Source organism: Planococcus shenhongbingii (assembly GCF_030413635.1).
Taxonomy (GTDB): domain Bacteria; phylum Bacillota; class Bacilli; order Bacillales_A; family Planococcaceae; genus Planococcus; species Planococcus shenhongbingii.
In genome coordinates this window covers 895,548-907,003 of record NZ_CP129235.1, presented here as the reverse complement: position 1 = coordinate 907,003, position 11,456 = coordinate 895,548, and the positions used below count along the sequence as shown (strand labels likewise).

General features: G+C 42.4%; 13 protein-coding genes and 1 riboswitch. Of the genes, 7 read left to right on the top strand and 6 right to left on the bottom strand.

Annotated elements, in window-relative coordinates:
- Positions 1-293: 293 nt before the first annotated feature.
- Both QWY16_RS04485 and QWY16_RS04480 read right to left on the bottom strand, forming a co-directional pair.
- The gene (locus QWY16_RS04485) at positions 294-590 is read right to left on the bottom strand and encodes a hypothetical protein (protein WP_300991709.1); all 297 of its coding nucleotides are present in this window, start codon (positions 588-590) and stop codon (positions 294-296) included.
- 126 nt (positions 591-716) lie between these two features.
- Positions 717-1,217, bottom strand: a complete 501-nt coding sequence (locus tag QWY16_RS04480; protein ID WP_300991708.1) for a VOC family protein — start codon at positions 1,215-1,217, stop codon at positions 717-719.
- 215 nt (positions 1,218-1,432) lie between these two features.
- Here QWY16_RS04480 and QWY16_RS04475 point away from each other — a divergent pair, with 215 nt between their 5' ends.
- The 3 genes from QWY16_RS04475 (at position 1,433) to msrB (ending at position 4,227) form a co-directional block, all read left to right on the top strand.
- Complete coding sequence (locus tag QWY16_RS04475; protein WP_300991707.1) at positions 1,433-2,332, top strand: oxidoreductase; 900 nt, start codon at positions 1,433-1,435, stop codon at positions 2,330-2,332.
- Positions 2,333-2,569: 237 nt separating this feature from the next.
- A complete protein-coding gene (locus QWY16_RS04470) occupies positions 2,570-3,100 on the top strand; it encodes a TlpA family protein disulfide reductase (protein WP_300991706.1) in 531 nt (176 codons plus the stop codon).
- A gap of 20 nt (positions 3,101-3,120) precedes the next feature.
- The gene (gene msrB, locus QWY16_RS04465) at positions 3,121-4,227 is read left to right on the top strand and encodes a peptide-methionine (R)-S-oxide reductase MsrB (RefSeq protein WP_300991705.1); all 1,107 of its coding nucleotides are present in this window, start codon (positions 3,121-3,123) and stop codon (positions 4,225-4,227) included.
- A 63-nt stretch (positions 4,228-4,290) separates the two neighbouring features.
- Here the strand turns inward: msrB and QWY16_RS04460 are convergent, their stop codons facing one another.
- Both QWY16_RS04460 and QWY16_RS04455 read right to left on the bottom strand, forming a co-directional pair.
- The gene (locus tag QWY16_RS04460) at positions 4,291-4,782 is read right to left on the bottom strand and encodes a hypothetical protein (protein ID WP_300991704.1); all 492 of its coding nucleotides are present in this window, start codon (positions 4,780-4,782) and stop codon (positions 4,291-4,293) included.
- 145 nt (positions 4,783-4,927) lie between these two features.
- Entirely contained in the window at positions 4,928-5,620 is a 693-nt protein-coding gene (locus QWY16_RS04455; protein WP_300991703.1) for a response regulator transcription factor, read from the bottom strand.
- Between the two features lie 161 nt (positions 5,621-5,781).
- On the opposite strand from QWY16_RS04455, the gene QWY16_RS04450 reads away from it, so the two are divergent.
- Positions 5,782-6,822: a zinc-binding dehydrogenase gene (locus QWY16_RS04450; protein WP_300991702.1), complete on the top strand. Its 1,041-nt coding sequence runs from the start codon at positions 5,782-5,784 to the stop codon at positions 6,820-6,822.
- An 87-nt stretch (positions 6,823-6,909) separates the two neighbouring features.
- Here QWY16_RS04450 and QWY16_RS04445 read toward each other — a convergent pair whose 3' ends face one another.
- Entirely contained in the window at positions 6,910-7,344 is a 435-nt protein-coding gene (locus QWY16_RS04445) for an Hsp20/alpha crystallin family protein (RefSeq protein WP_300991701.1), read from the bottom strand.
- A gap of 489 nt (positions 7,345-7,833) precedes the next feature.
- Positions 7,834-7,938: riboswitch (SAM riboswitch) on the top strand.
- Positions 7,939-8,069: 131 nt separating this feature from the next.
- Between QWY16_RS04445 and QWY16_RS04440 the strand changes: the two genes are divergently transcribed.
- Genes QWY16_RS04440 through QWY16_RS04430 form a run of 3 tightly spaced genes read left to right on the top strand, consistent with a single transcriptional unit; the run spans position 8,070 to position 10,425 of the window.
- Entirely contained in the window at positions 8,070-8,918 is an 849-nt protein-coding gene (locus QWY16_RS04440; protein WP_300991700.1) for a transporter substrate-binding domain-containing protein, read from the top strand.
- 58 nt (positions 8,919-8,976) lie between these two features.
- Entirely contained in the window at positions 8,977-9,660 is a 684-nt protein-coding gene (locus QWY16_RS04435; protein WP_300991699.1) for an amino acid ABC transporter permease, read from the top strand.
- A 15-nt stretch (positions 9,661-9,675) separates the two neighbouring features.
- Positions 9,676-10,425 carry an amino acid ABC transporter ATP-binding protein gene (locus tag QWY16_RS04430; protein ID WP_300991698.1) on the top strand — a complete coding sequence of 250 codons (750 nt, stop codon included), beginning with the start codon at positions 9,676-9,678 and terminating at the stop codon, positions 10,423-10,425.
- Positions 10,426-10,987: 562 nt separating this feature from the next.
- On the opposite strand, the gene QWY16_RS04425 is transcribed toward QWY16_RS04430, so the two are convergent.
- Positions 10,988-11,419: a DoxX family protein gene (locus tag QWY16_RS04425; RefSeq protein WP_300991696.1), complete on the bottom strand. Its 432-nt coding sequence runs from the start codon at positions 11,417-11,419 to the stop codon at positions 10,988-10,990.
- Positions 11,420-11,456 lie beyond the last annotated feature (37 nt).

Below are 11,456 nucleotides of genomic sequence, written 5' to 3'. Positions count from 1 at the left end.
TAAATTTTTAAAATTTTTCGAAAAATTGTAGTAAATTTTTGATATATGTTGTACAATAACTTCAAGGACAAGAAATTTCTATTAAATAAACATTTTTAGAAATTTCTTGAAACCGAAATACATACACCTGAGAAGGAGGTTATACTCTCTAAAAGTATATAAATAGGCAAGTTTATAACTCCATGACACTTATGTCCAGAGGATAAACAAAATCTAATTATGAAATGGAGAGACAAAACATGAAAAAATACCTTACGATTTTAATGGCATTCTTTTTAGTCTTCGGATTCTCCTCAACTGCAGCATTCGCAGGTGGCGATGATCACGACGGACACGACAGAGATGGTTACCATCATAAGTACAAAGATTACGATGATGACAAAGACTATGACAGAGACCATCATAAAAAGTATAAAGACCGTGATGATTACGACAGAGATGACAAATACGATCGCAAACACCATAAATACCATAAACATCACAAACATCACAAACACGGCAAACACCATAAACATCATAAAAAACACAAACACGGCAAACATTACAAAAAGCATCATAAACATGATGACGATTGCGACTGATTCAATCAATAAGAATGCCGGATCAAGCTCCTTTTTCTAAAGGAGCTTGATTTTTTTGTGCTAAAAACACTCTGTTGAAAGTGCCTCGATAGTTCGCCACTTTTTTAATGCAAGCAAGCCACTCCAAAAACTTTTTTAGCTTTCGTACACTTTTTGCAGCTCCGTAAGATCGATCTTCTTCATTTGCATGAATGACTTCATTACTCGCTCCACTTTTTCGGTATCGGAATCCATCAGCATTTCGTTTAAAGCAATCGGCGCAACTTGCCAGGAAACGCCAAACTTGTCTTTCAGCCAGCCGCAGATTTGTGCCTTTTCATCGCCACCTTCGGTCAATTTATCCCAGTAATAATCGATTTCTTCTTGAGATTCGCAATTGATGATAAATGAGATGGCTTCTGAAAACTTAAATTCTGGACCTCCATTCAAGGCCAAGAACTCCTGGCCTTCAATTTGGAATTCCACCGTCATGACTGAACCTACCGGCTTGCCGTGAATTTCCTGCCCTTCTTTCACATAATGCGTGATGCGCCCGATGCTCGAATTTTTAAAGATGGAAACATAGTAATTTGCTGCTTCTTCCGCTTGTCCATCAAACCAAAAATTAGCAATGATTTTTTGAATCTTATTCGTCATGCTGTTCTCCTTCCTTCCCAAAAGTCAATTTGTAATTAAGGAGCGGCTATGTATAGTTATTTAAATAATCAAATTATTAACACCTTCATCTTACAACATTCCTCTTCATAAATAAATCTCTAATTCAGCCTTGATTGCTTGGATTCCCCTCTCGTGATAAGTTGAAAAGGACTTTAAAATTTAATTATCCAAACTGAGAAACAGGAGCTGATGTTGTGGAAACAAAATCACTGACAGGAAAAACCGCAATCATTACGGGTGCTAATAGCGGAATTGGTTTGGAAGCAGCAAAAGTTCTTGCTGGTCAAGGAGCCCGGATTGTCATGGCTATCCGCAATATGGAAAAAGGCAAAGCTGCTCGGCAGGAAATTATCCGTGTCTATCCTGAAGCCCAAGTCGAATTGATGCCGATCGATTTGACAGATCTCAACAATATACGTTTTTTTACGGAACGATTCCGGAGTGAAAACAATTCACTCGATTTGTTGATCAATAATGCCGGCGTCATGATGCCTCCCTATACGAAAACCAAAGACGGTTTTGAACTGCAATTCGGCGGCAACCATCTTGGCCATTTTGCATTGACTGGCCTGTTATTGCCGCTGCTTACAAAAACAGCCGGTTCGCGCGTTGTGACCATTGCCTCTTTAGCTCATAATCGCGGAGCCATTGATTTTAACAATCTTGATGGTTCACAAAGTTATAAGGCAAAGAAATTTTATAACCAAAGCAAGCTGGCAAACTTGATGTTTGCACTTGAGCTCGATAAAAAGCTGAAGCAGCATGGCCATCAGACTATTAGCGTTGCTTGCCATCCAGGCATTTCGGCTACCAATATTTTTAAACTCGGAAAACGGGACGCGCCAAAACCCCTGAGAAGGCTTGCCAATTTCTATCTTCAGCCACCGGAAATTGGTGCACTTGCGACTGTATATGCGGCCACCAACCCGTCCTTGGCTGGAGGCGAATACATCGGCCCTGACGGCAAAGGTTACCGCAAAGGCTATCCAACCTTGGAAACGCCTCACGCTGTGGCAATGGATGCATCTGTATCCAAAAGGCTTTGGGAAGTTTCTGAAAAATTGACGGGCATGGAATTCGATTTTTCACGTTGACACCTATAAACAAAGACTTTTACAAATAAAACCGACAGCCTCAGTTCAGGGGCTGCCGGTTTTATTTTCGTGTCCGAAATATGGACAACCGATGATTTCTTTAAAGGTTTGTCGAGTGCGTTCAATGTATTTAAATGGCAATCCGCTATATGATAAGCGTAAATAGAAGTAATTGATTTCCCATACTGCAATTGCTCCCCGAACGTCCATAAAGATATCCAGTAAAGGATGATCAAGATGAATGTACCGATTAAAATTTTCTTCGCCGCTGTTCTTGCTTTTGTCTTAGCCAGCTGCTCCAGCAATCAGGCCACATCTACGGCCACTGTACAACCTATGAATGCCGGCAAACAAGCACCCGTTTTTGATTTAGTCGATTTGGAAGGCAACCAGCATGACCTTACCGAATATGCCGGTAAAAAAGTGTATGTGAAGTTTTGGGCTTCTTGGTGTTCTATCTGCCTTGCCGGCATGGAAGAACTGAATACACTTGCAGGTGAAGACACGGACTTTGAAGTGTTAACCATCGTATCACCGAGTTCTAATGCTGAAAAAGACAGCGAGTCTTTCGCCAAATGGTTTGGCGGTGTTGAGAATGCTTCGAACATCACAGTTTTATTGGATGAAGGTGGCGCTGTTTTTGAAGAATATGGTGTACTCGCCTACCCGACTTCCGTCTATATCGGTTCTGATGGTGTACTGGTAAAAAGTTCACCGGGGCATTTCAGCAACGCGCAAATTTATGAGAGCTTTGAAAGCATCCAATAATGAAAGGCGGCCATTAAGAGATGAACTTCAAAAAAGCCTTTATGTTACTATTGATGCTGCTGTTAGCCGGCTGTTCTGTCCCAAACTTCAATCCGGCAAGTGAAACAACTGCGGCTGGGTCCGAATCCCGATTTCCCGATAATCCGAATAAGGAGTTAACGTTTGATACCAATAATTTGAAGGATATTTGGTTTGCCGGCGGCTGTTTTTGGGGAGTCGAAGCTTATATGGCGCGTGTTTTCGGCGTTTATGACGTGACTTCCGGCTATGCCAACGGCAACACCGAAAACCCGACTTATGAAGAAGTGACACGGAAAAACACTGGGCATGCGGAAACGGTCCACGTCCGTTATGACCCGGAACGTGTAGACCTTGAAAAGCTGCTGTCCCACTATTTTATGATTATCGACCCGACGCTGTTGAATCAGCAAGGCAATGACCGCGGTGAACAATACCGCACTGGAGTTTATTTCGAAGATGAAGCGGACCGCTCCGTCATTGAAAAAGTGATGGCGAATGAAGCACCTAAATACGACGACCCGATTGTAACCGAAGTCGAACCGCTTGAACATTATTACCTTGCCGAAGAATACCATCAGGATTACCTTGAGAAAAATCCGAACGGCTATTGCCACGTTGAATTTGACTCGCTTGAAGATCAGAAAGTGCCGGCATTGATCGATGCTGCACTTTACCCGAAACCGAGCGACGAGGAACTGAAAGCCAAACTGACAGATGCCCAGTACAATGTGACACAGGAAAATGACACCGAATTCGCCTACTCCAATGAATACTGGGATAATTACGAGCCAGGTATTTACGTGGACGTAGCGACGGGCGAACCGCTTTTCTCTTCCCGGGATAAATACGATTCCAAATGCGGCTGGCCAAGCTTCACTCAGCCGATTGAGCCGGATGTAGTAACCGAGCATAAAGATACCAACTTTAATATGACACGCATCGAAGTCCGGAGCCGCTCCGGCGACAGCCATCTTGGCCATGTCTTTAACGACGGGCCAAAAGACAAAGGCGGTCTGCGCTATTGCATCAATAGTGCATCGATCTTGTTCATACCTGAAGCGGAGATGGAAGCTGAGGGTTACGGGTATTTGAAAGAGATGCTGTGATAGCTGCTGGAAATAACCAAAAGAACTGCCCTTTTGTTTTATAAAAGGCAGTTCTTTTTATTGTTATTGTTCTCTTTCCATGAGCTCCTTCAATCCGCTATGATTCTTCACTTCTTGATCCGCCAAAATCCTCGGATGAAAGCCATTTAAATCTATGATGTCCCGTTTCCCCTGATAATGCACAATTGCGTATCCTTCATAGGGAGTTTCTTCAATGCTTTCAATTTCCACTTTTTTCTTAGTATATATTTCTTTAATTTGTTGTTTTACATCTGATGAAATCATTTTTTCATTGTCATTTGTAAGCGCAGTGGTTTTCTGTTGGATATGGCCATCTTCAAGTTCTCGTTGATTGAAAATGCCTTGCAGCAGATTAATCACTTCACCGAAACCAAGCAATAATACTCCATATAAGACTCCTTGGATGAAAATATCAAACGCCAAGCTGCCTCCTATCAAGTCAATGCTCGCAACGGCTCGAAAGAAGTTTATGGCAATAACTCCTATTCCTACTATTTGCACTGTTAACCCAATTGTATTTTTCATGCTTGTCAATTTGCTTCCTCCCTTAGCTGACCTTTTGCTTTCGATGTGGTGCCAGCAGAATTTTTATCAGTTCCCTAATTTATTTTGATTGATTTTGTCAATTCATTAGCGGATTTTATGAAAAGCTGCCTGCTTTTAAAATTCCTTTACACCTTTAAGACAAAATCCCTTTCCTGAATAACTCTGCAATCGCATGGGTCCGGTTCGTAGCAGCCATCTTTTTTATTGCCAGCTTTACGTATTGCTTCACGGTCTGTTCACTGATTCCCATTTTATCCGCAATTTCTTTGGTAGTACCTCCAAACGAAATCTCTTTCATCACTTCCAGTTCCCTCTTGCTCAATACTTGCTGTTTTCCTTCACATAGAGAAGACTGGAGGATTGTTCCGACTTCTTCACCAAACCGGGTAATATCTTCTAATACCTCCACAGTAAAATCCGCATCCTCTTTAATACTTAAACTATAAATAAACCCCATAACCGCCCGGCCGCTGAAAAGCGGGACAACCAGAAAAGAATTTACATTCGAATCAATGATGTAATTGCTGCTGGTTTTCTCGAATAGCTCCCTGCCTTTATAAAACTTTGCTTTTTTCTCAAAGATGGCTGCTTCAATCGTCGGCAAAGTCCTGATATCATACCGCAGATCATGGATGTACTTGATTTCATTTTGTTCCAGCGAAATAACTCCTTCGCCTAAAAAGCCAATAGGGGAATAGCGGCAAAGATAGACATCCAAAACAGAAAAGGCTTCAGAGAAAACCTCTAGTATTTCAATGATCAGCTTCTCATGAGAAGCTATTCTTTTTATTGTTTCCAACCGGTCATAAATGGTAGGCATCTGCATTGAATTCCACTTCCTTTCGGGGTAGGTAGTCCATACTAAATAGGGAATATACTAAATACTATGAATATTATAACATTATATTATGTAAGCGCTGATATTTTTAGTTCTTATGTTCTGTATCTAATTGCTTATAATTAAATTTTTCAATAAAAAGGAGAGAAATGATGAAAGCATTAGTTATTGAAGATGTCCAAAAAGCAGTAATACAAGAAGTCCCGGTTCCTGTGATTGAAAAAGATGGGCTTATTATTAAAACGATGGCCAATGGCGTTTGCCGGAGCGACTGGCATGTATGGGTCGGAGATCATGGGATTGTCCAGCCCGTAATCGGCCATGAGTTTTGTGGAATTGTTGAAGAAGTGGGAAGCGAAATTAAAAACTTTAAACGCGGCGACCGTGTAATCGTTCCGTTTTCAGGAAGTGACGGCACCTGCCCACATTGCATAGCGGGAAACACACAGCTATGTGACTCGTTTATCGTTCCAGGCACAGCTTATCAAGGCGGTTATGGGGAATATGTAGCCGTGCCAAAAGGCGACCGCAATGCCATTTCTTTGCCAGACAATTTGAGTTTTTCTGATGCGGCTGCGTTAGGCTGTCGCTTCATGACTGCCTATCACGGCGTTGTAGATCGTGTGAATGTAATGCCAGGAGAAAAAGTCGTGGTCTATGGCTGTGGCGGTATCGGCTTATCCGCCATCCATATCGCTTCTTCTATGGGCGCATTTGTTATCGGAGTCGATATCAATGATTCCAATCTGGCGTTGGCTAAAAAATTAGGTGCTGACTTTGTCATCAACAGCAAAGACAATGATCCTGTTGAAGCCGTGCAAGAAATCACAAAAGGCGGCGCAGATGTTTCCGTAGACGCCCTTGGAATCACAGAAACTTGTGTACCGGCCATCCATAGCTTAAAAAAAGGCGGCCGCCATTTACAAATCGGCGTGACTTCAAAGAAAGAAGCCGGATTCATCTCCATTCCAGTCGATCACATGGTCCTTACCGAGAAATCATTTATCACCACTCTCGGGATCCCTGCTTTCCGCTTCACTTCTCTTTTAGAGCAAGTCGCTCTTGGAAAATTGCAGCCTGGCAAAATGGTGACGCGCGAAATCGGATTATCGGAAGTTGAAGGCATTTTCGAAGATATGTCTAATTTTGCTACGACGGGAACTTTTGTGGTAACCGATTATCATGCATAAATAAAAATAACCAGAGTGCAGCTGATTTACAGCTGCACTCCGGCTTTTTGCGCTTCCCGATAAATAATGGGAATATGAGGCGATGCCTTATTCGATTGGAATCCGGTAACCTTTGTCTTTTCGTGACTGCTCAGTGGACTTAGGCACATCAAGCATCAATACCCCTTTTTCAAATGAGCCTGCAATTTGTTTTTCATCAATTTCACCAATATAGAAGCTGCGCTTGAATGCACCGTAAGAACGTTCTTTGCGTACGAAGCGTCCTTCTTCATCATTAGACTCCCAGCTTCGGTTTCTTTCACCGCGGATTTCCAAATAGCCGTCTTTGTACTCCACTTCGACTTCTTCTTTTGAGAATCCAGGAAGATCGACCATAAATTTATAGCCATCTTTCTTCTCTCTTATATCAACTTGAGGGTAGGTATTTTCCCCAAAAAACTTATTAAAGAAGTCAGATTCCAATCCGCTTCCAAAGAGGCTTGGGAATAAGTCAGTTTGTTTTCTTGGAAACAAAGTGCTCATTGTGATCTTCTCCTTTTTAAAGAATTTTTGGTTAATGCCAGCTTTTCAAAAGTCACAAGATCCTAATCACTTTTTTAAAAGCAACCGGTTTTCCTATGGCCACCCTTCTACAACTTGGGCTTGCCATGCGATGACTTTCAACGCCCACATTTTTTCTTACCCCTTTCTTCTTATTCTGGTCTTTCTACTTAAAATTATATTCAAAACTGTTTTGCTGTCAACAGATTTACATCGCTCAAAACCCTTGATACGATTGTTTTTTTAACCTTCTCCCTACCTTAAATCACTTTTTTTCAGGTATTTTTTTGTTTTTTTACCAACTTGAAAAATGTTTGCCGAGTTCTGTTTAATGGATGCATAGTAAAGAGAAAAACGAATACATTAAACCAGAAGCTGATTTAAAATCAAGAAAATAATTCTATCAGAATATTATGTTGACGATTAAATACAATGGTGGTAAAGTTCTCTACATAGTTTAATAGTAATTCGTTCTTATCATGAGAGGTGGAGGGAATGGCCCTGCGAAACCTCGGCAGCGGGCTCACAATTGAGCACTGTGCCAATTCCAACAAGCATGAGCTTGAGAGATAAGAAGAGCCGGATATTTAATGTGATTTCACATGTCAGCCTCTTCTTATGGAAGAGGCTTTTTGTTTGCTTTCATGTTAAGGCAATTCTATTAATATTAAACCAAGTAAACTTATAGAAAAGGAAGGTGTATCAAAATGAAAAACACGAAAAGCTTTTTATTATTGTTTGTTGTAGCCATAGTCAGTTTGTTACTGGCGGCATGCGGCAGCAAAGAATCCACCAGCGAAGCAACCGCTTCAACAGAAGGCAAAGAACAAAACGCATGGGAGCGCATCCAGGAATCCGGAAAAATTGTAGTCGGAACAGAAGGTCTTTATTATCCTATTACATACCACGACGAAACGACGAAAGAATTGACCGGTTATGATGTGGAAGTAGCCCGTGCTTTAGGCGAGAAACTTGGGCTGGAAGTCGAGTTTAAAGAAATGGAATTTGATGGCTTGCTTCCGGCACTCCGCAATGGCCAGATCGATATAGCAGCAAACGATTTTTCTGTCACAGATGAGCGCAAAGAGAAATTCGATTTCACCATTCCGATCAAGCACTCTTACGGTTCTGCCATTGTGCGTGAAAGCGATAACTCGGGCATAGAATCCGTAGAGGATTTGAAAGGGAAAAAAGTCGGTGGTTCCGCAACAAGCAATTACTCGAAGTTCGCCCAGGAACAAGGCGCTGAAGTAATTGTCTATACAGGTTCTGACACGGTCCTTCCGGAAATCGTCAACGGGCGCGTTGATGCCACGCTGAACGACTACCTCGTATTGATGCGCTCTCTTGAGCAATACGGCAAGCCAGGATTAAAACTTGCCGAAGGGGTAAAGTTCTCATTCAGCAGCAGCGCAATCGTATTGCCTAAAGACAGCCCGGAGCTGAAAGAAAAAATCGATGCAGCTCTTGAAGAATTGCTGGCTGATGGCACAATCAAGGAAATTTCAAACAAATTCCTGGGTGCTGACGTAACCCAGCCTCTTGAAAAAGAATAAAATTTCGGAGGAATCTTCAGATTCCTCCTCTATACATAATGAGTAAAGGAGTCTTCCGATGGCCGACTTTAAATGGGAATATCTTTTCAATATAGAAATTGCACTCGACTCCCTTCCCTTCATTTTAGAGGGAGCTTGGCAAACCATCTTAATTGCTCTTGTCAGTATGTTTTTCGCCTTAGTTCTGGGTTTGTTTGTTGCCCTTGCCCGCATGAACCGGTTCAAACTGATTTCAGTGCCTGCCCGTCTGTTTATTTCCTTTATGCGAGGCACACCGCTGCTGGTTATGCTGTTTATCCTGTACTTCGGCTTCCCGATGGTCGGCATCGAGATGGAGCCACTGACCGCAGCCATCATCGGCATCAGCATCCATTTTTCCGCCTACACAGCCGAAATCATCCGCTCCGCCATCTCTTCCGTTGCCAAAGGACAATGGGAAGCTGCGGAGACGCTTCGGATGAGCTATTGGCAGACTATGACCCGCATCATCTTGCCACAAGCGACACGCATTGCCTTGCCGCCTTTATCGAGCACGTTCATGGATATCATCAAAGGAACTTCCCTTGCAATGGTCATCACGGTTTCAGAAATGTTTTACCGTGCAAAAGTGGTAGTCGGACAAACCTATGAAAGCTTGACTTTGTATATTCTGGTTGCGCTTATTTACTGGGCAATCTGTGCACTGGTCACGCTGCTGCAGGATTATCTGGAGAAGAAAGCCAACCGTTATGTGGCAGCTTGATTGGAGGTACAGAATATGATTAAAGTGGAAAACCTAAGTAAAAAATTTAAAGATCTGGAAGTATTGAAGTCCATCTCGCTTGAAATTGAAAAAGGGGAAGTCGTCAGTATTATCGGTCCTTCCGGCTCTGGAAAAACCACGTTGCTTCGCTGTCTGAACTTACTGGAAACCCCATCTGCCGGATCGCTGCAAATCAACAATGTACACGTGGCGTTTACAGGAAAGACTCCGACAAAAAAGCAGAAAATCGATATCCGCCAATATTCCGGTATGGTGTTTCAGCATTTTCACTTATTCCCGCATAAAACGGTGATTGAAAACATCATTGAAGCACCGCTCGTCGTGCAAAAAAGAAACAAGCAGGAACTTGTCTTTGAAGCGGAAGGACTGCTGCAGAAAGTCGGCTTACTGGATCATAAAAACCAGTATCCCGAACAATTGTCTGGTGGACAAAAGCAGCGGGCAGCCATCGCACGCATCCTTGCCTTAAAACCTGATTTGCTGTTGTTTGATGAACCGACTTCTGCGCTTGATCCTGAACTCGTTGGAGAAGTACTGACAGTCATTAAAGAACTGGCATCGGAAGGACAGACAATGGTCCTCGTTACGCATGAAATGGACTTTGCCCGCGAAGTATCAGACCGTGTTGTATTCATCGCCGATGGCCATATCGTCGAGCAAGGAAAACCGGAGGACATCTTCACCTATCCGACCGAAGAACGCACGCAGAAATTTTTGCAAAAGGTTTTACTGCGGAGAGCATAAGAAAAGCGTATCGGGTAACCTCAAAGGTTATCTAATACGCTTTTTAATATTTATCTCCGGTATTCTCGATATAAGTTTCTTCGCCTGTCTTCCGGTCTTTGATGATTTTGTCACTCTGCGGCACGTCTTCCCTTCCTTCATCGGGAGCGTTTTGAAAAGGGCCCTCCAAATTGACTTTTTTGCTCTCATTTTTTCCCTAAAGCGTCTTTTGCTTTCTCGGTAATTTTATCCATCACGGATTTATTGTTTGAAGTGTTTCCTTCTGAAGAGTTTGATTTCACAGCGAACCCCTCCATCGTAAGTCTATACTTTGAAAAATTCCAGAGACCTCTCCCCTGTTAAGCTAGCGCTCTTTCGCTTATGCCGACCTCACTCGAATTGTAGCCTTATTCTTTTCTATACCCTTCTCTCCAAATAAAAAACGGCCTTGTTATTTCATTTTCTTCTATATCATAAAGCAGCTCTTAATAGAGAATTCATCATCATGGTTTCGAGTTAAAAGCAAAAAAGGCGTTTCCTATCACCTTTAAGGTAACGGGAAACGCCTTTTTCTTTTTCTTTATTAAGCTGTATGGCTGGATTCGTGTTTGCTTTGCTGTGATTTTGAAATGATGCCATCAACTGCCAGCATTCTGCTGCCGTTCACTGCAAGGAAAATAGCGATTGCCATGAAAGCGATGTCCAGTTCATATCCTGCTCCCACACCGTCGCCTAAAAAGCCAGCTGGCAATTTCGCAGTGAAAATTGCACCAAGCATTACTATTGCCAATAACGCCGATACGATTCGTGTACCTAGTCCAATAATCAACGCGAATCCGCCTACCATTTCAATTAGAGCCACTACATACGCTAAAGATCCCGGGATGCCGATGCTGTCAAACCAGCCCGCTGTATTGCCGATGCCTCCCTGAAATTTCACCAATCCGTGGATAAAGAAACTGATTCCCAATACTACACGCAACAATACTGTACTTGCTTCTGCTTTATTTGTCATTGTAATTTCCTCCTTTAATATCTGTTTCATTTTTTGG

Bases quoted from the DNA above. Each gene is read 5' to 3' on its own strand.
- QWY16_RS04470 (WP_300991706.1), top strand. From the start codon at position 2,570: ATGAATGTACCGATTAAAATTTTCTTCGCCGCTGTTCTTGCTTTTGTC.
- msrB (WP_300991705.1), top strand. From the start codon at position 3,121: ATGAACTTCAAAAAAGCCTTTATGTTACTATTGATGCTGCTGTTAGCC.
- QWY16_RS04445 (WP_300991701.1), bottom strand. From the start codon at position 7,344: ATGAGCACTTTGTTTCCAAGAAAACAAACTGACTTATTCCCAAGCCTC.
- QWY16_RS04435 (WP_300991699.1), top strand. From the start codon at position 8,977: ATGGCCGACTTTAAATGGGAATATCTTTTCAATATAGAAATTGCACTC.
- QWY16_RS04480 (WP_300991708.1), bottom strand. From the start codon at position 1,217: ATGACGAATAAGATTCAAAAAATCATTGCTAATTTTTGGTTTGATGGA.
- QWY16_RS04425 (WP_300991696.1), bottom strand. From the start codon at position 11,419: ATGACAAATAAAGCAGAAGCAAGTACAGTATTGTTGCGTGTAGTATTG.
- QWY16_RS04455 (WP_300991703.1), bottom strand. From the start codon at position 5,620: ATGCAGATGCCTACCATTTATGACCGGTTGGAAACAATAAAAAGAATA.
- QWY16_RS04440 (WP_300991700.1), top strand. From the start codon at position 8,070: ATGAAAAACACGAAAAGCTTTTTATTATTGTTTGTTGTAGCCATAGTC.
- QWY16_RS04430 (WP_300991698.1), top strand. From the start codon at position 9,676: ATGATTAAAGTGGAAAACCTAAGTAAAAAATTTAAAGATCTGGAAGTA.
- QWY16_RS04450 (WP_300991702.1), top strand. From the start codon at position 5,782: ATGATGAAAGCATTAGTTATTGAAGATGTCCAAAAAGCAGTAATACAA.